Origin of the sequence: Paenibacillus phytohabitans, from assembly GCF_013141775.1 — a bacterium.
In the GTDB taxonomy this organism is placed as follows: domain Bacteria; phylum Bacillota; class Bacilli; order Paenibacillales; family Paenibacillaceae; genus Paenibacillus_AQ; species Paenibacillus_AQ phytohabitans.
Genome location: NZ_WHOB01000016.1, coordinates 245,766 through 267,821, shown reverse-complemented (window position 1 = coordinate 267,821; position 22,056 = coordinate 245,766). Strand labels below are relative to the sequence as shown.

15 protein-coding genes and 2 pseudogenes are annotated in these 22,056 nt (G+C 51.7%); 11 read left to right on the top strand and 6 right to left on the bottom strand.

Annotated elements, in window-relative coordinates:
* Positions 1 to 264: 264 nt before the first annotated feature.
* Both GC101_RS02875 and GC101_RS02870 read right to left on the bottom strand, forming a co-directional pair.
* The gene (locus GC101_RS02875) at positions 265 to 1,371 is read right to left on the bottom strand and encodes a glycoside hydrolase family 88 protein (protein WP_171716023.1); all 1,107 of its coding nucleotides are present in this window, start codon (positions 1,369 to 1,371) and stop codon (positions 265 to 267) included.
* Positions 1,372 to 1,473: 102 nt separating this feature from the next.
* Positions 1,474 to 2,334 (bottom strand): AraC family transcriptional regulator, encoded by an 861-nt coding sequence (locus tag GC101_RS02870; protein ID WP_171716022.1) that lies wholly within the window; start codon positions 2,332 to 2,334, stop codon positions 1,474 to 1,476.
* A gap of 163 nt (positions 2,335 to 2,497) precedes the next feature.
* On the opposite strand from GC101_RS02870, the gene GC101_RS02865 reads away from it, so the two are divergent.
* A complete protein-coding gene (locus tag GC101_RS02865; protein ID WP_171716021.1) occupies positions 2,498 to 4,105 on the top strand; it encodes a glycoside hydrolase family 43 protein in 1,608 nt (535 codons plus the stop codon).
* Between the two features lie 9 nt (positions 4,106 to 4,114).
* Here GC101_RS02865 and GC101_RS02860 read toward each other — a convergent pair whose 3' ends face one another.
* A complete protein-coding gene (locus tag GC101_RS02860; protein ID WP_171716020.1) occupies positions 4,115 to 5,215 on the bottom strand; it encodes a GerAB/ArcD/ProY family transporter in 1,101 nt (366 codons plus the stop codon).
* A gap of 183 nt (positions 5,216 to 5,398) precedes the next feature.
* Between GC101_RS02860 and GC101_RS02855 the strand changes: the two genes are divergently transcribed.
* The 4 genes from GC101_RS02855 (at position 5,399) to GC101_RS02840 (ending at position 9,731) form a co-directional block, all read left to right on the top strand.
* Positions 5,399 to 6,907 carry a spore germination protein gene (locus tag GC101_RS02855; RefSeq protein ID WP_171716019.1) on the top strand — a complete coding sequence of 503 codons (1,509 nt, stop codon included), beginning with the start codon at positions 5,399 to 5,401 and terminating at the stop codon, positions 6,905 to 6,907.
* Between the two features lie 2 nt (positions 6,908 to 6,909).
* Entirely contained in the window at positions 6,910 to 8,130 is a 1,221-nt protein-coding gene (locus tag GC101_RS02850; protein WP_171716018.1) for a Ger(x)C family spore germination protein, read from the top strand.
* Positions 8,131 to 8,136: 6 nt separating this feature from the next.
* Positions 8,137 to 8,367: a hypothetical protein gene (locus GC101_RS02845; RefSeq protein ID WP_246354135.1), complete on the top strand. Its 231-nt coding sequence runs from the start codon at positions 8,137 to 8,139 to the stop codon at positions 8,365 to 8,367.
* Between the two features lie 134 nt (positions 8,368 to 8,501).
* Positions 8,502 to 9,731: an MFS transporter gene (locus GC101_RS02840; RefSeq protein ID WP_171716017.1), complete on the top strand. Its 1,230-nt coding sequence runs from the start codon at positions 8,502 to 8,504 to the stop codon at positions 9,729 to 9,731.
* A gap of 99 nt (positions 9,732 to 9,830) precedes the next feature.
* Here GC101_RS02840 and GC101_RS02835 read toward each other — a convergent pair whose 3' ends face one another.
* The gene (locus tag GC101_RS02835; RefSeq protein ID WP_171716016.1) at positions 9,831 to 10,145 is read right to left on the bottom strand and encodes a winged helix-turn-helix transcriptional regulator; all 315 of its coding nucleotides are present in this window, start codon (positions 10,143 to 10,145) and stop codon (positions 9,831 to 9,833) included.
* A gap of 198 nt (positions 10,146 to 10,343) precedes the next feature.
* Here GC101_RS02835 and zwf point away from each other — a divergent pair, with 198 nt between their 5' ends.
* The 6 genes and pseudogenes from zwf to GC101_RS02815 all read left to right on the top strand — a co-directional run bounded on the left by zwf (position 10,344) and on the right by GC101_RS02815 (position 19,855).
* Complete coding sequence (zwf, locus tag GC101_RS02830) at positions 10,344 to 11,882, top strand: glucose-6-phosphate dehydrogenase (protein WP_171716015.1); 1,539 nt, start codon at positions 10,344 to 10,346, stop codon at positions 11,880 to 11,882.
* Between the two features lie 45 nt (positions 11,883 to 11,927).
* Positions 11,928 to 12,821 carry a phosphogluconate dehydrogenase (NAD(+)-dependent, decarboxylating) gene (gnd, locus tag GC101_RS02825; RefSeq protein ID WP_042137986.1) on the top strand — a complete coding sequence of 298 codons (894 nt, stop codon included), beginning with the start codon at positions 11,928 to 11,930 and terminating at the stop codon, positions 12,819 to 12,821.
* Between the two features lie 668 nt (positions 12,822 to 13,489).
* Positions 13,490 to 14,023 (top strand): annotated as a pseudogene (locus GC101_RS36875) (S-layer homology domain-containing protein); the annotation flags it as partial.
* Between the two features lie 669 nt (positions 14,024 to 14,692).
* Positions 14,693 to 17,257: pseudogene (locus GC101_RS36870) on the top strand (LamG-like jellyroll fold domain-containing protein); the annotation flags it as partial.
* A gap of 48 nt (positions 17,258 to 17,305) precedes the next feature.
* Complete coding sequence (locus GC101_RS36865) at positions 17,306 to 18,175, top strand: LamG-like jellyroll fold domain-containing protein (RefSeq protein ID WP_425497132.1); 870 nt, start codon at positions 17,306 to 17,308, stop codon at positions 18,173 to 18,175.
* A gap of 390 nt (positions 18,176 to 18,565) precedes the next feature.
* Positions 18,566 to 19,855, top strand: a complete 1,290-nt coding sequence (locus GC101_RS02815) for an L-cysteine desulfidase family protein (protein WP_171716013.1) — start codon at positions 18,566 to 18,568, stop codon at positions 19,853 to 19,855.
* Between the two features lie 20 nt (positions 19,856 to 19,875).
* Here GC101_RS02815 and GC101_RS02810 read toward each other — a convergent pair whose 3' ends face one another.
* Together GC101_RS02810 and GC101_RS02805 are read right to left on the bottom strand one after the other, a co-directional pair.
* On the bottom strand, positions 19,876 to 20,931 hold the full coding sequence (locus GC101_RS02810; protein ID WP_171716012.1) for an ankyrin repeat domain-containing protein: 1,056 nt from the start codon (positions 20,929 to 20,931) through the stop codon (positions 19,876 to 19,878).
* Between the two features lie 216 nt (positions 20,932 to 21,147).
* On the bottom strand, positions 21,148 to 21,903 hold the full coding sequence (locus GC101_RS02805) for a DeoR/GlpR family DNA-binding transcription regulator (RefSeq protein ID WP_042137981.1): 756 nt from the start codon (positions 21,901 to 21,903) through the stop codon (positions 21,148 to 21,150).
* Positions 21,904 to 22,056 lie beyond the last annotated feature (153 nt).

Below are 22,056 nucleotides of genomic sequence, written 5' to 3'. Positions count from 1 at the left end.
TGCGTTCGGGAGGATTGTTGTATGAAATACAGGAATTTTCCTGCAAAGCTGCCTGGAAGAAGATGAATGATGTAATTTATACAACATTATTGGATGTGGGGTAATAAAATGAAGAAAATGTTGTATTCAGTGCAGGAATTCGCACCGGAATCGAATCGTGATGCTGCAACAATTGAATGCTCTTAAACAGCATAAGTTTAAACAACAAACAGCGGGTCCCCCAGTATGCGGGGGCCCGCTGTTTGTTGTTATCCAATACGCAGACTAGAAAATACGGTGCTTCCAGCCGTTCAGCTTGGCGACGGCTTCGACGTAGTAATAGTCGCCGTAGATCAGCGATACATCGATGAAGGAGTCGCCGCTGCCGGTACCATGCAGCAGAATCGCTTCATGCTCCGGCTGGTCCCAGGTGGCATAGTTCTCGGTCAGTGAACGCAGAATCCGCTCTGCGGCATTGGCGTATAGGCTTTTCTCGCCAAGCGGCACGATGTCAGCCAGCTCCAGTAAGCCTGATGCCGCGATCGATGCGGCAGAGCTGTCTCTGAACATCCTCTTGTCGTCTGCCAGGCGGAAGTCCCAGTATGGTACGTGATCCTCCGGAAGGGCGGAGATGAAATAGTGGGCAATCCGCTTCGCAGTATTCAGGAAACGTTCATCCCCGGTGTGGCGGTAAGTATTAATGAATCCGTACAGTCCCCAGGCAGCCCCCCGGCTCCAGCAGGATTCTGCGGAATAGCCCTGGCCGCCGAAATTCTCGATATATGCACCAGTCTCGGCATCGAAGGAGAGGATATGCTTGGTCGATCCATCCTCACGCACACCATACTGCATCGCAGTTTCCGCGTGGCTGACCGCAATATGTCTATAGCGCGGATCGCCAGTCACCTTGCTTGCCCAGAACAGCAGGGAGATGTTCAGCATGCAGTCGATGATCACCCAGCCGTGTTTGTCCTCATTCCAGGCGCGGATGAACCTGCCAACCGGGTTATAGCGTGCCGCCAGGAAGTTAGCGGCCTCAAGGCCCCGGCGCAGGCCATCCTCGTCCCCGGTCAGAACGTTCTTGATTACGGCAGTAGACAGGAACTGAAAACCAACATCATGATGCAGCTCCACGGTCGGCTTAACGAACCATTGCTCCAGCGTCTCATCCCAGTGCCAGGCTGCATCCTTATAGTGGTCCTTACCGGTCATATCATGCATAATCCAGAGCATCCCCGGCCAGAAGCCGGTCGTCCACCAGTCGGAGGCGATATCATCGAACTTACCGTCTTCTCCGGCAAAATGCGGACATTTTCCGCCGATCTGCTCTATCATCCGCGTAACCTTCGTATCCAGCCGGTTCATAACTTCCTGCCAATATGCTGTACTCATCACTGATGCCTCCATTAATTAGAATATGGCCTCAGTATAGCGTCCTATGATTATAGAAAGTTGCACTTTGATATGAAGAAATATCGTTATATTGTCATTTATCTACATGTTCCCCTTCCGATATTTCAGCGGAGTGGTTCCGAGGACCCGCTTGAACAGCTGATTGAAATAGGAGGCGTTCGGAAATCCGACAGCGATGCCGATCTGCTCCACAGGCATATCAGTCGTTCCGAGCAGCCGGCAGGCCTGCTTGAGCCGCCGGGCGGTGAGATAGTCAACCAGCCGGCCGCCTGTCTCCTGATGGAAGATCCGCGAGACATAGGATTTCGACAGATGAGTCTCCTCCGCAAGCTGATCCAGATTAACCTCTTCCTGATAATGAGCCTCAATCCAGTTCATGATCTGCTCCGAATAGCGGAGATTCCGCCGTTCTCCGGTATGGATCAGCGATTGCTCGCTTGTTCCAAGACAGCTGAGCAGCTGCAGGAGCAGCATCGAGATATCCTCAGGGTCTTCCTCAGACGATTTCATTCTTAACTCATTATAATTCTGGTAGAACCATTCTATGGTTTCGATCCGGTCCCCGAGATCAAAGCCGCAATACGGGTTGCTCCCCTGCCAGAGAGCAGAGAAGACCGCTTTACGCTTGCTGAAGCCCTGCAGCAGATTCTCGGCAATATGGGGATCGAGATAGAAGATCGTGCGCACGAATGGACAAGCTGGTGAAACTTCCGAATAGATCCGGTGCAGCTGATACGGCTGGAAAAAAAACAGCATGCCCGGCCGGATATCATACATCTGCTGATTGACCACAATGCTGCCCTGTCCGCCGTGCACGAACATGATTTCACAGCACTGGTGCCAGTGGTAATATCCCTTGTAATGATCGTCGGTATAGATGCGGTAGTCCCAGATCAGAGACTGCCGGTTCGCAAACAGAACAGGTTCGAATAGCTGTTTCATAACGCTTTGCTAACGCCTCCAACATGACAAAATACAAACATTTTATTATAACCCATTATAACTTTCGGTTCTCTCAGGCGCTACAATAAAAACGGGGATTCTTCTAAAGAATCCAATCGGTACAGTCCAACCTGTAACTTACATTAACCAGGGGGTAACATTTATGGCTCCAACCATTGTCAATCCGGTGCTGACCGGCTTTCATCCCGATCCGTCTTTCCTCAGGGTGGGCGATGATTATTATATCGCAACCTCAACCTTCGAATGGTTTCCTGGTGTAGAGATTCATCATTCCCGTGATCTGGTGCACTGGCATACGCTCACCCGTGTGCTGACCGAGACGTCTCAGGTGGACCTGCGCGGCAACGGAAGCTCCGGCTCCATCTGGGCGCCGGCATTATCCTATGACAACGGCTTGTATTACCTGCTGTTTACGGATGTGAAGTCCCGCTCCAGTGTGTATAAGGATCTGCATAACTACCTGATTACGGCTACCAGTCTTGAAGGGCCCTGGAGCCCGCCGGTGCGGCTGAACGGCAGCGGATTCGACCCATTCCTGTTTCATGACAGTGACGGGCGCAAGTGGCTGCTGAATATGCGCTGGGATTTCCGGCAGAATCACAGCAATTTCTCCGGCATCGTGATGCAGGAGTATGACCCTGAGAGCGGCAGGCTGACCGGCCTTATTCATGAAATATACAAAGGGACTCCAACAGGGGTAACGGAAGGCCCGCAATTGTACAAGCGCGGAGATTACTATTATCTGCTGGTTGCTGAAGGGGGCACCGGAGTGAATCATATGGTCACGATGGCCCGCAGCCGCAGCCTAACCGGACCTTATGAGACCGATCCGGATTATCCGGTCATGACTACGGCTCATGATCTGACCTATGCCTTCCAGCAGGCAGGGCACGGCTCACTGGTGGAGACGCAGTCCGGGGAATGGTATATGGCTCATCTGTGTACCCGCCCGATCCCGGGAACGGGCAAGCTGAATCCGCTGGGCCGGGAGACGGCTATCCAGCGCTGCGTCTGGACAGAAGACGGCTGGCTGCGCCTGGCGCATGGCGGGAAGCTGCCGGCCCTGCGGACCGAAGCGCCGGAGCTTCCCCCGCACCCGTTCGATGCCTTGCCGGAGCGCGATGATTTTGACGGCCCCGTGCTGGGTTATCCTTACCAGAGTCTGCGCGTGCCGTTCGATGAATCGTGGGTAAGCCTCCGGGAGCGTCCCGGCTTCTTGCGGCTGCGCGGCCGGGAATCCCTGGCGTCGCTGTTTGACCAGAGTCTGATCGGGAGGCCGATTCAGCATTTTGCCTGCACCGTAACTACCTGCCTGGAATTCAAGCCGGACAGCTTCATGCAGATGGCCGGACTGGTGCTCTACTATGATGACAAGGATTACTATTATCTGCGCGTAACGGCGGATGAACTCAGAGGGGTAGCTTTAGGCGTCGTAATGTGTCAGGCCGGCAAATATGGGGAAATATCCTCCATGCAGATTTCGGTGAAGGACTGGGAGCGTTACTATTTGAAGGCAGAGATTAGCGGCAGAGATATTATGTTCTACGCTTCACCGGATGGGGAGGCCTGGACGGCGATGTGTACGCCGCTTGACTTCGGCACCCTCTCGGATGAGCATGGCGGCAAGCTGGGCTTCACCGGCTCTTATGCCGGGATCTGCGCCCAGGATCTGGACCAGCAGGCGAAGGCGGCGTATTTTGACTACTTCGAGTATACAGGCCTGGACTTCTCAGGCGGGCATAGCCTATAGCTATACAGCTTAAGAAGCAGCCGTACGCTGTCTCACTTTATATACAATCAGCATAATCAGCGGCAGTACGAGCGAAAGCGTGAGATCCCAGTCTACCCAGTAGTCCGGGATCTCTTTTACATAGAATATTATGTTCTTGGCGATAAGCTGGGAGAGTCCGTAGATCAGGAAGGCCACAGGGAAGATCAGCGGCCGGTGGCTTTTTAATTTGAATAGCTGGGCGGTTCCGAGAACGAAGGCATAGAAGTAGAGTGCTGTTTTGAAATAGGTTGTGATAATCCAGGCCGTGGCCATCAGTGCTTCAAGACGCTGCAGAAAGTTGGCTATATTAATCTTTTGGGCCAGGATATAGGCTGCATAGAAATTATGCTCTGAGAAATAGACGCCGAGAACGGTCAAAGAGAGGAACAGAATCAGATTCAGACCCAGCGCTCCAAGGATGAGGGCCAGGAAGATATCCCGGTTGATCTTACGGCTCTTTCGGGTGTAGGGATAGACCATGAAAAATACACATATTTCCCCAAACGGATAAAACACACCGAACAAGACGGCATGCAGCATATCCGGAAAAGGCGTATTCAGGATGGGCTGGATTCGCTCCAGCTGGACCTGCGGAAATAAGAGCACCATCAGGCAAACGAGGAATAAAGCGAACAGCGGAAAAAACACCTGAGCCGCTCTGCCGACCGTCTCAAGGCCCAGACGCAGCCCGTAGACAAGTATAACAATACTCATGAACCGGATGACACCGCCCGGAGTTCCCTCATAGATCTGAGTACACATGAAGTCCTCGATCTCTCTGACATAGGTAGAGGCTGCGATGATGAAGAAGAACAAATAATATACGCCTACCGCACTGCCAATCCACTTCCCCAGAATCTGCTGGCTGAGTTCAATAATGTTTTTGTCCGGATTAATATTCGCAACAGTGACGAACAGGAAGACCAATGCGATTCCCGGCGGAATACTGATCAGGGCAGCAATCCAGGCATCCTGATGAGCTACAGATGTCATGGCTGCCGGGTAGACCAGGGCCATATCCCCTATAAAAGTGAAAAGTCCGAGGATTACCATCTGCGCCGTACTGATCCGATCTTTTTCAATACTCATGTCTATCCTCCATTTACACCTTACTATAGCCCGCAGGTTATATCTTCCCGGAAACCATCTTAGTATGGCATCTCCTTCCAGAATTATGTGTTTCAAGCGCTGGCAACGATTCAGGAATAATTATCAAGCGGTGCTACCAAACTACAACAGAGTGAATGGATAGGGAAGTGGAGGGGAACGAAATTGAAAGATGCGGTTAACGGTGAGTTATCCTGCCGGCTGGAAGACAATGATGATCACTTGTACAAGCTGCTTGGGCAGAGCTCAGATCTGGTGCGCAAACGGCTGCAGCTGGGGGAACGTACGGAGCTTGCTATTTTCTATATCGATGGTCTGATAGATACACAGCTGCTGCATAACTCAATTCTGTACTCGCTCCAGGAGGGGCGGGTTTCCGGTCTGCTGGAAGAACTGGCTCCTGACGGCAAAATAGAAATGCTGAGAAAACGCGTGCTTATGGCCGGCGATCTTACTGTGATCCATGACTATAAGCATTTCGTTCACGATTTGTTATCCGGGAATGTGATGCTCATGGTGGAGGGGAGCGCTTCAGCGCTGCGGATCGGACTGCCCGGCTGGGAGGACCGCAGCGTCAGTGAGCCAAGCTCGCAGTCTGTGGTCCGGGGACCCATGGAAGGCTTCACGGAGAATCTCAGAACGAACACTGCTTTAATCCGCCGCAAAATCAAAGACAGCCAGCTGTGGCTGGAGACGATCCAGATCGGCCGCGTGACCCAGACGAGTGTCTCGATTATGTATCTCAGCCACATCGCGAATGAAGAACTGGTGCAGGAGGTTAAACGGCGCCTGAACAGCATAGATACGGACAGTATCCTGGAGAGCGGTTATATTGAAGAGTTCATTCAGGATACGGCGGCGACCCCTTTTCCCACGATTTATAACAGTGACCGTCCCGACACCATTGCTGCGGGGATACTGGAGGGGAAGGTGGCGATTCTGGTCGACGGGACGCCTTTTGTATTGCTGGCGCCTACGATTTTTGTATCGTTTTTTCAGTCGGCGGAAGATTACTATCAGCGGGCGGATATCTCCACACTGCTGCGGTGTGTACGGTTCCTGGCCTTCTTCATTACCTTGTTTGCGCCTGCGTTCTATGTAGCCATTACCACCTATCATCAGGAGATGATCCCGACCAATCTGGTAATCAGTCTTGCGGCCCAGCGGGAAACAGTGCCGTTTCCGGCTTTTATCGAGGCGCTGCTGATGGAATTTACCTATGAAATCCTGCGCGAAGCAGGGGTGAGAATTCCCAAGAACGTCGGTCAGGCCGTATCTATCGTCGGTACGCTGGTCATCGGGCAAGCAGCGGTTGCGGCAGGGTTCATCTCCTCGGCGATGGTTATCATTGTGTCGATCACAGCGATCTCAAGCTTTGTCATTCCTGAAGCAGGGATGGCCATTGCCGCGAGAATTATCCGGTTTGCCCTGATTGGACTCGCCGGGTTCATGGGGCTGTACGGAATCTTGTGCGGAGTGTTCCTGCTGGTGCTGCATCTCGTCAGCCTGCGTTCCTTCGGCGTTCCTTACATGAGTCCGATTGGCCCGTTCAGGGCGGCAGACCTTAAGGATTCCATCTTCAGGCTTCCCTGGCCGCTGTTGAAGACAAGACCGATGGAGAATAAAACGCAGAATCTGCAGCGGATGAACACTTCCAAACGTGAGGAACCTTAAAGATGTATACAAGAATCAGGAAAGCCTTGACCGCATGTATTCCCCTGTTGCTGCTTCCCATGCTGCTCAGCGGCTGCTGGGAACGGAAGGAGTTAAATGAACTGGCTTTTGTGCTGGCTCTGGGGCTGGATAAAGCCGAGTCGGGCTACAAGGTATCCATGCAGGTCGTCATTCCTTCCTCGATTACTTCACAGGGGGCCGGGGGTTCAGGGGCGGGCGGGGTTCCCGTTGTTACTTATAATTTTACAGTGCCGACGATCTATGAATCGCTCCGCAAGTTCAATCTGGTCAGTTCGCGTTCGCCTTATCTGGGGCATATCCGTGTACTCGTTATCGGAGAAGAGCTGGCGCGTGAGGGGGTTGGTGAAACACTGGATGTGCTCAAAAGAAGCCGCGAGCCGCGGATGGACTTCTACGTAATGGTGGCACATAAGACGACTGCAGAGAATATTCTAAAGGTCCTTACCCCGCTGGACAGGCTGCCCGCGAATAAATTATTCAACGCCCTCGACAAATCCTACAAAATATCGTCCAAGACAGTCGCGGTCACGCTTGATAAGTTTATTGAGGATTTGCTCTATGAAGGGGTGAATCCGGTATTGACCGGAGTAGAGGTGCAGGGAGATCCTGAGGCAGGCGGGGAGAAAGGCAATATTGAGCGGACTTCACCAAAAGCAAGACTGCATTATGATAGTGTAGCCGTATTCAAAAAGGATAAGCTGATCGGCTGGATGGATGAAAATGAAACGGTTGGTTACAATTATGTCATTGATAGCGTAACTAAAAATACTGGACACATCAAAGATAACGGAAGCCTGGTCATCGTTGAGGGGCTGTCGTCTACAACCAGACGGAAAGTGAAAATTATCGGCGGCGAACCGCATATTTATCTGAATGTGGAGGCTGTATGCAATGTGGAGGAAGTGGAGGGATCAGATAAGCTGGATACGGAGAGCAAGATTAAATATCTGGAGGAGGAGACGGAGGAGCGCATTGTTGCCCGGATGAAGCAATCGGTTGAGAACATGAAAGAACGGTTTAATGTTGATATTTTTGGCTTCGGCCAATCCATTTACCGGTCCCACCCCCGAGTTTGGGCCAAGCTGCAGGAGCAGAATAAGGAAGGCTATCTCCAAGCAATGACCATTCATTACGATGCCAGTGTGACAATCAACCGGATTGGTACGATAGACAATTCTTTTCTTGACGATATCAAGGAGTGAGCCTGAATGTTGCTGGTACTAATGTTTGTCATTATAGCCGCAGTCTGTATTGCAGCAGATTTGCCTTCACTGAAGGGCAGGTCTAAGCGGCGTGATCTTATGGTTTACGGTGTACTCTGGATTGGCGGAATGGCGGCGACGGTGTGCACACTGCTGCGGATTCCGGTTCCAAGCCCGCTGCTGCTCATCATGGTCATTTACAAGCCGATCAATGATCTCGTGGCTTCATGGTTCTAACCCGTTGACCCGGGAGCCGGATGAGAGTGCCGCCCAGCTGTGCAATAATTCACTTTGAAAAGGAAACAAATATAATATAATCCCAATAATTAACTCGGGCTGGAATATCAGCGGGGTGAAAGGCGGGATGCAAAGTGGAGAACAATCAGCTTCAACGGAAATACAGTGTATTTCTGGGCGTCATATTGTCGGGGTATAATGTGGCTGATAAGCTCTATGGCTCGGTTTTTATCATTTTGATGAGCTTGCGCGGCGTGGATGCCTTTCAGATCAGCATCGTGTTTGCCGTTTCTTCACTGTCCATGGCCGTCTTTGATTACCCGAGCGGGAATCTGTCCGACATCTATGGGAGAAAGCGCATGACGGCGGCCGGGTTCATAGTGTGGGGAGCGGGACTTTGGTTTTTTGCCGCTGCTGAGGGTCTCGCCTTATTCATCCTCGCCTCCATAGTGATGTCTCTGGGCGTATCGATGATCTCGGATTCTCCCCAGGCGTGGTACATTGATCAGCTGGAAGAGCTGGGAATGCCGGATTATAAAAAAATTGCCCTGCCCCGCATCAGCGGGTTTGTCTCGGCGTTTGCCATCGTCGGCGCATTGCTGGGTACGGTGAGCAGCAATATTCATTATGTTCTTCCGGTAGCCATTGCCGGCGTGCTGGCGGTAGGACTCGGCGTATATACCTGGCTCAGCTTCAGCGACAACTACGGAAGCAGAACGCAGAGCAGCATCCTCCGGGAGATCTATGCCAGCTCGGCCGATTTCGCCCGCAGCACAGAGATGCGGTTTATCCTTCTGCGCAGCATCCTGACACATACCGCCTTGCTGGCCTTTTTGTTGTCCTGGCAGGTATATGGGGTGAATGAGCTGGACTTTCCGGTCAGTGCGCTCGGGCTCCTGCTGATTCTGTTCATGGGAGTAATTAGTGTATCGAGCTTCCTGGTCTCCTATCTGGCTAAAAAAGAGGTTGCTGCCGTCCGGATCATCGTCTGCGGAACTGTAATCTCTGCACTCGGACTGCTGCTGGTTGGATTGTTTCCCCATAAGGCTGTATTTATTGCCGGTCTGGTGCTGTTTGAATTCGGGCTCGGGATGGATATGTCTTCTTCAGGTGTCTGGATACAGGATTTCATTCCCCGGGCCAAGCGGGCGACCTTCTCCTCCGGACTGTCAGCGCTCAAATCACTCGCCGGTTTCCTGATTACACTGATCCTGGGGATCATGGCCAAGAATCTCGGGTATGCCTTCATCTGGTACTTGGCGGCCGCCTCGCTGCTGGGATCCAATATCGTACTGCTCTATTTCAACACTAAGTATGTACGGGCAGGCAGCGGAGCAGACGGAGAGAAGACACTGGTGTCCTGATTCTGAGAGGCTTAATTTATACTATAAAAGCTAACAACAGCAGGTCTTCTTCCCGGAGGCCTGCTGTTTAGTGTGTTCAGGGCAGCGGCATCAGCGGCATTACAGCCACTTCATCGCCCATGCCTCGACGGGCAGGAGCGCCGTGCCCAGCTCCTGCCCCTTGGCAGTGAGCGAATATTCCGTCCGTACCGGACGGTCAGGAATGACCTCGCGGCTGATCAGGCCGCATTCTTCAAGCTCCTTCAGGCGCTCATTGAGCATGCGTTTGCTCAAATCGGGGATTATATTATGCAGCTCACTGAACCGTTTGGTGCCCTCCATTAACACATGGATGATCAGATTCACCCACTTCTTGCCGATGATATGATGGACATGCTCGACTTTGGCGAGCAAGGGCTTAAGCTCCTGTGTCATGCGGATTCCACCTTATAAAGTTATTATTAATATCCACCTTACTATAACATAGTGAAAAGTGCGTGAAAATAAGTACTTTTCGTAAATGTCGAAATGAGGTTGACGAATGGATTCTGCAGTCGTATGATGAGTGTTATAAAGTTTGTGAGTAATAATAAGTAACCACATAAACATTTGATAATTACGGGAGGAATGAAAGTGGAATCATCATCATTCGTACTATTTGGCGCAACCGGGGATTTGGCCAAACGCAAAATATACCCCGCCCTATATAACCTGTTCAAGGATGGCAAGCTTTCTGGTCCTCTCTCAGTCATTGGCCTCGGCAGAAGAGAGCTGTCGAATGAAACCTTCCAGCATCAGGTGCTGGATTCACTGCGCACCTTTTCGCGGCGTCCGGTTGAGGATTCAGCAGAGCTGCAGAATTTCCTGCTGGCTTTTGAATATAGCGTGCTTGATGTCGGACGCCCCGAAGATTATGTGAAGCTGCTGGGCCATGTGCAGCGCCGCGAGGAAGAGCTGGGACTTCCGCAGAACCGGATGTTCTATCTATCCGTCGGTCCTGAATTCTTCGGTGAGATTGCCCGTAACATTAACGCCAGCGGACTTGGTGACACGAAGGGATGGAAGCGGCTGATTATCGAGAAACCGTTCGGACGGGATCTGCAGTCGGCACGGGTGCTTAATGACAGCCTGAACGCTGCTTTTAAGGAGGAAGAGATCTTCCGGATTGACCACTTCCTCGGCAAACCGATGGTGCAGAACCTTGAGGTGCTGAAATACTCCAATCCTGTGCTGCGGGCGTTGTGGCAGAACCGGTATATCGAGAGTGTACAGATTACAGCCAGTGAAACGGTCGGTGTGGAAGAGCGGGCAGGGTATTATGACAAGGCTGGCGCGCTGCGCGATATGTTCCAGAACCACATGCTGCAGCTGCTTATGATGATGGCCATGCAATTGCCCAAAGGCAGTACCCCGGAAGATGTCCGCAGCAAGAAGCGCCATGTGATCCGTTCAGTACGTCCATTGCTCCGTGAGGAAGTGACGCAGCATGTGGTGCGCGGCCAGTATGCAGCAGGTGAGCTGCGCGGGCAGCAGGTTCCCGCTTATACGGCTGAACCCGGCATAGAAGCCTCTTCACAGAATGAGACTTATATCGCTGCCAAGCTGTGGATTGATGACCCGCTTTGGAAGGATGTGCCTTTCTATATCCGTACCGGCAAACGCATGAAGGAGAAATCGACGCGGATTGTTATAGAATTCAAAGAGCCGTTTAATGATTTGCATAATAAGAACAGAAGCAAGCTTGCCCTGGACCCTAACCTGCTGGTGATTGATATCGGCCCGAACGAAGGGATCTCCCTTACGCTCAATACCAAAAATCCGCGCCAGCACGGACAGCTCGAGCCGGTCAGCATTAAGCATGAGTCGGGCAATCCCGACCTGCCGGAAGCCTATGAGAACCTGATTTATGATGCTTTACTCGGAGATGCCACCTTCTTTGCCCATTGGGATGAAGTTGAGTTGTCCTGGCAGTGGGTTCAGCCTATAATCGAAGCAACAGCAGAAGGGACGCTTCCGCTTCATCTGTATCCAGCCGGTACCTTTGGACCCCGGGCTGCCGATGAATTGCTTGGAGAGCATCACTGGTGGCTTGATGAACCGGAGGCCGTGGAGCATTCCGTGGTCCGCCAGACACAGGAGCTGAATCCGGAAGCCGTCCGGCCTGGTGCGTGAGCAGCGGCATAATCATCTAATCTATAACATTCGGAGGGATTTGCAATGAAAGTCGGTTTAATTGGACTAGGCAAAATGGGCTTCAATCTCGGCCAGAATCTATTGGAGCACGAACATGAAGTCGTGGCTTATGATGTGAACGCCGCTGCGGTACAGGAGCTGGAAGCCAAAGGCGCTGCCGGTGCGGGAAGTCTGGCGGAGCTTACAGGCAAGCTGGAATCCCCGCGTATCCTCTGGATCATGGTCCCGCACACCTTTGTGGACTCGGTGATCTCAGAACTGACGCCGCTGTTGTCGGAGGGGGATATCATTATCGAAGCCGGGAATTCTCATTATAAGGAGTCAATCCGCCGTCACGATGAGCTTAGTGCCCACGGGATTTATTTCATGGATGCCGGAACCTCAGGAGGAATGGAAGGCGCACGCAATGGCGCTTGTTATATGATCGGCGGAGATGAGGAAGCGTGGGCGGCCGTCGAGCCGGTTTTCCGTGATACTGCGGTCGAGAACGGGTACCTGTATGCCGGCAAATCCGGAAGCGGACACTTCCTGAAGATGGTCCACAACGGGATTGAGTACGGCATGATGGCTGCCATCGGCGAGGGCTTTGAGGTGCTGGAGAAAAGCGGCTATGACTTCGACTTCGAGCAGGTGGCCCGCGTCTGGAACAACGGCTCGGTCGTCCGCTCCTGGCTGATGGAGCTGATCGAACGCGCCTTCTCCAAGGATGCCAAGCTGGATGAGATCAAGGGAATCATGCATTCCTCCGGGGAAGGCAGATGGACGCTGGAGACCGCGTTTGATCTGCAGGCAGCTACGCCGGTTATCGCTATGGCGCTGCTGATGCGCTACCGGTCGCTGGAGACCGACACCTTCACCGGCAAAGTAGTTGCTGCGCTGCGTAATGAATTCGGCGGCCATGCTGTGGAAGCGAAGTAAGGAGCCGAGACGGAGCGGCTATTCGGTTTTTATGTGAAAATAGTGAATGTAAGCAGCAGGTTCCTTCGGAGCCACGCTCCGCGAACGGACCGTTGTTCCAATCGCTGTTTAAGCGGGATACGAAAACACTTTTTTCAACAAACACAAAAAAAGAAATCGCCTTTTTGGTAAAATGGAGGTACCACCCAACCATTTCAAAAGAAGCGATTTCTTTGTACATTCAAGTATCTATTTTATGAGTAGTCTGACGTATGAAAGAGCATGAATTTGGATCCTTGTGATTCATTTCATGCTTTTTTATGGTGTTATTTAATTAATTAGTATAAATATAAATAGATTTAGGTTTATTAAAAATTCTAATTGACTAACAGTTGATTTACCCATTAAAATAAAATCGTATAAGCAGTATTTCGATAATTTATTTCATAAAAATATGAAATAAAGTCTGGAATGCAGCAGATTTTTTTTAATCTTTTTGTGAAAGCGTTTTATTTATTGGGTTTGAAGGGAGGACTGCCGGGTACCGGAGTACCGCTTATCTTTTGCAGGAATTATCGCAAGGTCGGCAAAAACTAAACTGTAGAATCGGAGGATCAAACATTTTGAACAAAAAAACTGGCAGGCTAACTTCTTCATTTCTTGCGCTGCTGCTGCTCGTACCTTCGCCGATGATGGCGGCTTCTGGAACTGCGAACGAGTACAGTGAGGTTAGGCAGCCTGCACAAGCTGCGGCGGCTGATTATAGCGGGCACTGGGCGCAGGATGATTTTCAAACATGGGTAGACAAGGGACTGCTGGCGGGATATGGAAACGGTATCTATAAGCCGGATCAGAGTATCACCAGGGCTGAGTGGGTCTCTCTAATCAACAGAGTCTTTAATCTGCAATCTGTGGACGGAACCGGATTTAGCGATGTTGCGCCGGGCAGCTTGTATTACCGGGATATTATGAAAGCGTTATTATCCGGATATGTATCGGGATACAGCGATGGAACTTTTGGGCCGGACAAGGCTGTAAGCCGTCAGGAAGCTGCGGTTATGCTCTACCGCATGTTCCAGCTTGACGCTTCTGCGGCTGCAGCGGGACCCACAGATGCGGAGCAGCTGCCGCAGTGGAGCAGGGAAGCGGTGCTCACGCTGCTGGATGACGGATTCCTCAGCGGTTACGAGGATGGAAGCTTTAAGGGGACGCGCTTCGTGACACGGGCAGAAGCACTGCGGATGATAGGCAATCTGTCGGGACAATTCCTCCTGGAAGGCAAGACCTACTCCGGACAGAATGCCAGGAATATAGTTATTGGCGCAGGCGGGGCGGAGCTTAAGGATACTTCGATTGCGGGCAACCTCTATCTCACCGAAGGCATCGCGGAAGGAGACATCACGCTCGACAACGTGAAGGTTGGGGGTAAGATCTTCGTCTCCGGCGGCGGAGAGAACAGCGTGGTGCTGAACAATTCTTCGGCAACGGCGCTTGTGGCGGACAAGAAGAACGGCAAGCTGCGTATTGTGCTCAAAGGCAGCAGTTCTGTGCCTGACGTAACTGTTCATTCTGGTGTCAAGCTGGAGGAAGATGCGGCTTTGAGCGGTACCGGGTTCAGTAAAATCACCGTTGAGCGGACCCTGCCGCCCAATTCGCTTGTTCAGCTTAGCGGCAGCTTCGACACGGTTCTGGTCAATGCGCTCGGCGAACCGGCTCTCGCTCTGACCAAAGGCAGCATTGCTGAACTGACGCTGAACCGCAAAGCGGGTCTGCGCGTGGATGCCGGAACTGAGATCAAGAATCTGATTGTCAATGAAGGCAGGCAGATTACCATTCAAGGCAGCGGCAAAGTAACGTATGATCCGAAATTCAGCAGCCTGATCAAGCTGGAACTGCCAGCCGCCACTGCAGCGGCTACTGCTGCGTCAGCTGTGAACAGCGGCGGCGGAACCTCCACAACTCCGGCGGCCACGCCAAGCCCGACTGTAGCGCCGTCTCCGGCAGCTACGCCGTCCGCTACACCGCCGGCAGCACCGGAAGAGACGGCACCGGTATTCAGCAACGTATCCGTGCATGACCCTTCAGTTGTGAAGGACGGCGACACCTATTATGTCTTCGGTTCGCATATTGCTGCAGCCAAATCTCAGGATCTGATGAACTGGAGCAGCTTTGCTAACGGCTACACAACGCCGGATAACGCGCTTTACGGGGATCTGTCCGCAAATCTGGCGGAATCCTTCGCTTGGGCCGGGGAGAACGACGTTGACAGCAAAGGCGGATTCTCCGTCTGGGCACCGGATGTGTTCTGGAATGCAGATTATGTGAATGCGGATGGCACTAAAGGCACTTATATGATCTATTATTGCACTTCCTCCACCTATATCCGTTCGGCAATCGGATTTGCGGTCTCGCAGAACATTGAAGGTCCGTATATTTATGGGGGAACTGTTGTTTATTCAGGGTTCACCAAGGATGCGCAGTATGATGCGAACAGCAATATCAACAAGAAGTGGACCAACACCAACATTCAAGCGCTGATTGACAACGGGACGCTGGAAGACATAAATCCGTCCTGGTTCAATGCAAACGGTACGTATAACAACAATGTGTATACTAATGCTATTGACCCCACCTTGTTCTATGACAAGGATGGAAAGCTGTGGATGACTTACGGATCATGGTCGGGTGGTATTTTCGTGCTGGAGGTTGATCCGGCCACCGGCAAGCCGGAGTATCCGGGAGTAGACGGAACTACAGCAGACGGAAGACTGATTGACCGTTATTTCGGAACAAAAATTTCCGGCGGAAATTATAAATCCGGCGAAGGCCCGTATGTGGTCTATGACCGGAATACCGGCTATTACTATCTGTATGTAACCTACGGCGGCCTGGCTGCTGACGGGGGCTACAATATGCGGCAGTTCCGTTCCGTGAATCCGGACGGTCCTTTCAAGGATGCCGCAGGACATGATGCGGTGCTGACGGATGATGAAGAAAATTCGGATATTGGCAATAAGCTGCTGGGGAACTTTCTGTTCAGCAATCTGAACGGGGCAGCAGATTTCCCAACCTACGGTTATGTATCCTCAGGACACAACTCGGTCTATTACGACCAAGAAGACAACAAGCTCTTTAATTTCTTCCATACGAGATTCCCGCTGCGCGGCGAAACCCATGAGGTGCGGGTGCATCAAATGTTCATGAATGAAGATGCCTGGCCGGTTGTTGCACCGCACCGTTATTCCTGTGAGACTCTCGGCAAAGTGCAGCAGGCCGATGTGACAGGCGCTTATCAATTCGTCAATCACGGCAAGGATACCTCGGCCGCAATTAAGCCTACAGTTGAAATTGAACTGATGGAAGACGGCACGCTTGCCGGTGCGGTAAGCGGTACTTGGGAACTTACCGGCGATTACTACGTCCATCTCCTGATTAATGAGAACGACAATGGCAACACGGTGCAGAGACTTTACAAAGGCGTATTTGTGAAGCAATGGGATTCAACCCGGAATGCGAATGTAATGGTCTTTACGGCAATGTCTGACCAAGGCACAGCGGTCTGGGGCAGCGCCATTGAACTGCTCAGCGATGAAGAGCTGGCCGTCAATGTCGCAAATGGTCTTACTCTCGGTGATACCAGCAAGGTCTACAAAAGTCTGGTACTTCCAACTTCCGGCATACACGGCGCGGTAATTACTTGGGCTTCCTCGAGCGAAGCTATTGTTGCAACAGACGGCCAAGTGAACAGACCGGAAGCCGGCAGCGGAAATGCGGCGGTTGAGCTGACTGCTACTATTAAGCTTGGCAATGTGACACAAACGAAGACCTTTACAGTGGTAGTGGTGCAGCGCAGCAGTGATCCACTGGAAGACGGACTCGTTGCAGCGTATGATTTTGAAGGCAATCTGGCTGAAAGTGGTGATCGCCTGGATGCTGGTACGGTTACAGGCGGGCTGATTAATACCAATGGCGGAAGTGTCAGCTATACAGACGGGGAAGATGGCAAGGCAGTGAAGCTGGATGGCAGTTCTGGTATCCGCCTGCCGGATGGATTGATCAGCAGCAATGCGTATACAGTAAGCCTGTGGCTGAATCCGGAGCAGTTGACGGCGTATACGCCGGCATTTTTTGGAGCTAAGTCCTCGAACAACTGGATAAGCTTGCTGCCATACGGCAACGCAGGAAATACGACGCGGATGTGGTTCGGCAGTGATACCTGGCTGGACGCAGACGCCGGCTTGCAGATTCCGACCGGCAAGTGGTCGCATATCGCTTTCACGTATGATGCCGGTGCAGTCAAGCTATATGTGAACGGAGTGCAGAAATATTCGGGCAGCTCCTTTACAGATGTATTCAAGGGAACGGACAGCGTGTTTGCTCTTGGCGTCAACTATTGGGATGTCCCTTACAAGGGGCTGATGGATCAGTTCAGGGTCTATGAGAAAGCGCTGACCCCGGAAGCCATCGGCTGGCTCATTAACGGTGAACCTGATGCCAATGTCAAGGTGGCTTCCATTTCTTTTGCCGATGTGAAGACAAGTGTAGCCACAGGCAATACCTTTACCCCGCAGCCTTCCGTACTTCCTGGCAATGCCGGAAACCGGGTTCTGGCCTGGACATCAGGCGCTCCTGAAATAGCCGGGGTAGATCCGGCTACGGGAGTGGTGACAGCGAAGGCGGTAGGCGAAGCGGTAATTACCGGCGTCGCCACAGATGGCAGCGGCGTGACCGGCAGCTATACGGTAAATGTAACGGATGGACTTGTCGCCGTGTACTCTTTTGACGGAAACCTGAAGGATTCACTTCAATTCGCCGGAGAAGGTAAAGTGACGGGTGCACTAATCGACAGCACCACTGTAGGCAGCATCACCTATGGGGACGGTGTTTCGGGTCAAGCTGCACTGTTTAACGGCTTGTCCGGCATCCGCCTGCCTGATGGGTTGATCAACAGCAATAGCTATTCAGTCTCTGTATGGCTGAATCCCGAGGAGCTGACGAATTATACGACAGCCTTTTTTGGAGCAAGCTCGACCAGCAGCTGGATCAGCCTAGTACCTCAGCTCGCTGAGAAGGAAACACTGGTATGGGCGAATGCGGCCTATAGAGCAACTGCCGGATTCGTAATCCCTGTAAAACAGTGGACACATGTTGTTTTTACAGTCCATAACGGAACGGTTAAGCTGTATATCAATGGCGCAGAGAAGTTTTCGGGCACCGATTTCCCGGCTACTTTTACGAATAACAATGGAATCTTCACGCTGGGTGTGAATTACTGGGATACACCTTACAAGGGTCTGATCGACGAACTGAAAGTTTACAACAATGTGCTCACCCCTGAAGGGGTGCTGGCGGAGTACAATCAGAACGGTAACTAAGCAGGCACGCAGTGGACTGAAGCTATGCAGCAGGGGGGGGCGGAACGGAATGTTCTCACCCCCTGTTTGTATGTGCGGATTGTTCACAAACTTAGGACGCTAATCATCAATTTGTCATTGCCCGTATTATTTTTTAACTATACCAATGGAGGGATATTATGTTAAGAACTGGCATACTTGCCTGAAACGGTACTGGCCTTGATATGATTGCAATTACCAGCAGGTTCCTTCAAGGAACTTGCTGTTTTTTTTGACATTTGCATGCTTACACGGCAATAATTCCGGGAACGCTGGTTAATGGTTAATAACGGGGATTCCCCCAGGCTATCAATCTGAGGTACTATATAGGAATAGTTATATAGAGAGAGATAGAGGAATGGTGATTCGCGTATGGTTAACCTACTGGAAGTATTGATAAAAGAAATTGTTCCGGCAGAAGGCTGCACCGAGCCGATTGCGGTTGCCTATGCAGTCTCTTTGGCGGCTGAACAGGTTGAAGGAGAGATTACTTCGATTCAGCTGTTCCTCAGCGGGAATATTGTGAAGAATGCGATGGGGGTAGGGATTCCAGGCACCGGGCAGACCGGTCTGCCGATAGCGGCAGCCTTGGGCGCAGTGATCCGCCGTTCTCACCGCAAGCTGGAGATTCTCTCCGGACTTACTCCCGGTGAGCTGGCGAAGGCTAATGCGATGATCGAGCAGAAGCTGCTCTATGTGGAACTGAAGGATACCCCTGAGAAATTGTATATTGAAGCCAGGGTAAGCAGCTTGAATCATACAGCGACTGCAATTGTAGCTAAAGAGCATACAAATGTAGTATTCCTGTCCAAAGACGGCGTTAAGCTGGAGCAGGGGATAGACAAGGCGGATTGCGAGGAGTCAGACACGCTGGACCCGGAGGCATATTCGGTTTCATTGGAAGAAATATATGAGTTCATCCAGACTGCGGATTTCTCTGAGCTGCGGTTTCTGCTGGAAGGAGCGCGGATGAATAAGGCGATTTCGGACGAGGGGCTGCGCGGGGAGTATGGCCTGCAGGTGGGCAGGAAGATGAGCCAGCAGTCGGCTGTCAATCTGTTCGGTAATGATGTGGCGAACCGGATTATTGCCGCAACGGCAGCGGCATCCGATGCGCGGATGGACGGCAGCGCCATGCCTGTCATGACCACTGCGGGAAGCGGAAATCAGGGCATTGCCTGCACGATGCCGGTAATTGCCCTTGCAGAGCTCCTCGGCAAAGATGAGGAGACACTGGCAAGAGCGATGGCGCTCAGCAATCTGATTACCATTCATGTCAAGCATTATATCGGCCGTCTGTCCCCGCTGTGCGGATCGGGAATTGCGGGCGGAGTAGGGGCAGGGAGCGGTATTGTCTACCTGATGGGCGGCACGCTGGAGCAGATCAAGCGCTCCATCCAGAACACTATTGCTTCTACTTCCGGAATGATCTGCGATGGTGCGAAACCGACCTGCGCGCTCAAAATCTCAACCGCCACGAACGCGGCAATCCAATCCGCAACACTGGCGATGAACGACATTTCAGCCAGTCTGAATGACGGGGTAATCTTTGAGAAGGTTGAAGATACAATCAAGAATATGGAGACACTGGTTCAGGAAGGGCTTGCGGCAACCGACCAGGCCATCCTGAATATTATGCTCTCCAAAGGAGCGGTATCGTAATACGTCCGTATATATTAGACTTAACGGGTATAATCCGGTTGTTCCATAGAGACAGGCTGAGGATTGGCCAGTACCCACTGCACTGCCAGTTCACTTAATCTTGCCGGTTCATCGTAGCCGGAACCCTTACGCAGCCTATTGGTTAATGAAGCTGCCTCCTGGAGGAGGGCGGGAGATAAAGGTGTACCTGTGCCCAGATGCCGGATAAGGGCATCCAGCATTTTACGGAAATTGTCATCCCAGTTGCCTCCGCCGTTATCCAGGATTTCATGAGAGACCCGTCCGGTGATGCGGATAACCTCTCCCTGTACAGTTTGCGCGTGCCCTGAAGCAGGGACAAGGTAATCCCAGAGCTCCTGATGCTGGGCGGACCATGCCGCTGTGGCAGCCTTGATAGGGGAGGTTCCATCATGCTTCACCTGTTTCGCTACAGGCTCGACATCGAATAGCCGGTACAGCTCCAGCAGTGCGGATGCTTTTTGATCCAGCTCATCGTTACTGTGGCTGGCTCTGACGAATTCCAGATCCTTGCCGATCCGCCGCACGGAATCTTTCATCTCCGGCGTGATTGCGGCTCCGGCATCCAGCAGGATTTTCGAGATTTCCACCATGTTAGCTATATCGATATTCCGGCATTGGGATAATCCCTTAGCAAGCGGTGTTTGTTTCCGTTTATTCTCCGCATGAATGTTTGCACCATGGACGACCAGATCCTGTATGGCCCGGGTACGGTAATAACCTGCCGCTGCGTGCAGCGGTGTCTCATTCTGATAATCCAGGGCATCCGGGTCTGCGCCTAATTCCAGCAGTAACGGGATATTTCCGGACCAGGTTGCAGCCTGGGAGTGCAGCGGGGTGTGCTCATATTTGTCCCGGGCGTTGATGTCTGCACCCTGCGCTACAAGCCAGCGGACCAGCTCATCCGGGATCTGCCGGAAGCTGAGCGCGGTTCCTTTGCTGTAGCCCCCGCGGGCATCCCATTCGCACTCCTCAAAGATGGCCTTGAGCGCTGCGATATCATTCGTTTTGACCCGCTCGCCAAAATCGGCGGGTAAGGTTTGCTTCTTTTTCCCCATAGCATTTTTCCGCTCCTTTATGAATAGCAGATAATTTCTGCAAGTTTATCATATAGGGGAAGTGAATTCCAATAGAGTCAGGAATAGACTGCAATGTAACGGAGAGTATGCAAAAAGGCAAAGCTTCTGATCCCGAATCCGGGAAGAGAGGGTTTGCCTTTTGCTTTTATACACTTATATAGGGGACTGGCCTGTTGATTCCTGCGCCAGGTCTACTTAATATAACACTTCCACATTCTTCCCTGACAGCAGCTTAAGCCATGTATCCGAAGGTTTGCGGTCGGTAATCAGCACATCGATCCGGCTCAGCTCGACCAGCTTGGCGAAGGCGGTTTTGTCAAACTTGGTATGATCGGCCAGCAGCACTACCTTCTCCGCCTGGCGCAGCATGTATTTCTTCAGCTCGCATTCCGGTTCATTGGAATCGGTTACTCCATGCTCCATATCAATGCCTTTACAGCTGATGACTGCGATGTCCACATTATAGCGCTGGGTGGTGTCGTGAGCTACAGGGCCGACCAGCGACAGGGAGCGGTGGCGCAGCGAACCCCCGGTGGAAATAATGTTCAGGCTGGAATTCGCGAATTCATGCAGAATGTTGATCGAATTCGTGATGATTGTCAGATTGCTTTTATTGCCCAGCAGCTTAAGGAATTCAAACGAGGTGGAACTGGGGTCCACCATAAGTGTATCCCCGTCGTTAATCAGATTGAGTGCTTTGATCGCGATATTGCGTTTGATATCCGTATTGAGCGCCCCCCGGGTCAGGAACGGCAGATCTTCATTGGTATGTCTGTTCAGCATGGCTCCGCCGTAGGTGCGGCTGACAATTCCGTCCTTCTCCAGCTTCTCCAGATCTCTGCGTATCGTTTCCTCTGTAACCTCGAACATCCGGCTCAAATCGGACACAAGCACACGTTTATCCTGATGGACAAGATCTATTATTTTTTTGCGTCTTTCGGCAGCAAGCATAGGTATCACCTTTCCGGTAGCTTCTTATATTTAAATATAGACCGTTATTTCTGTGTTGTACAATGAATTTAAGAGAAACAACATTTATTCTATAATAATCTTTGCAAAACAGACATTAAACAAATAAAAACAACATAATTAATATTTTATTTG

Bases quoted from the DNA above. Each gene is read 5' to 3' on its own strand.
- GC101_RS02875 (WP_171716023.1), bottom strand. From the start codon at position 1,371: ATGAGTACAGCATATTGGCAGGAAGTTATGAACCGGCTGGATACGAAG.
- GC101_RS02835 (WP_171716016.1), bottom strand. From the start codon at position 10,145: ATGACACAGGAGCTTAAGCCCTTGCTCGCCAAAGTCGAGCATGTCCAT.
- GC101_RS02845 (WP_246354135.1), top strand. From the start codon at position 8,137: ATGTTGCTGGTACTAATGTTTGTCATTATAGCCGCAGTCTGTATTGCA.
- GC101_RS02870 (WP_171716022.1), bottom strand. From the start codon at position 2,334: ATGAAACAGCTATTCGAACCTGTTCTGTTTGCGAACCGGCAGTCTCTG.
- GC101_RS02815 (WP_171716013.1), top strand. From the start codon at position 18,566: ATGGTTAACCTACTGGAAGTATTGATAAAAGAAATTGTTCCGGCAGAA.
- GC101_RS02850 (WP_171716018.1), top strand. From the start codon at position 6,910: ATGTATACAAGAATCAGGAAAGCCTTGACCGCATGTATTCCCCTGTTG.
- GC101_RS02810 (WP_171716012.1), bottom strand. From the start codon at position 20,931: ATGGGGAAAAAGAAGCAAACCTTACCCGCCGATTTTGGCGAGCGGGTC.
- GC101_RS02865 (WP_171716021.1), top strand. From the start codon at position 2,498: ATGGCTCCAACCATTGTCAATCCGGTGCTGACCGGCTTTCATCCCGAT.
- GC101_RS02805 (WP_042137981.1), bottom strand. From the start codon at position 21,903: ATGCTTGCTGCCGAAAGACGCAAAAAAATAATAGATCTTGTCCATCAG.
- GC101_RS02860 (WP_171716020.1), bottom strand. From the start codon at position 5,215: ATGAGTATTGAAAAAGATCGGATCAGTACGGCGCAGATGGTAATCCTC.
- gnd (WP_042137986.1), top strand. From the start codon at position 11,928: ATGAAAGTCGGTTTAATTGGACTAGGCAAAATGGGCTTCAATCTCGGC.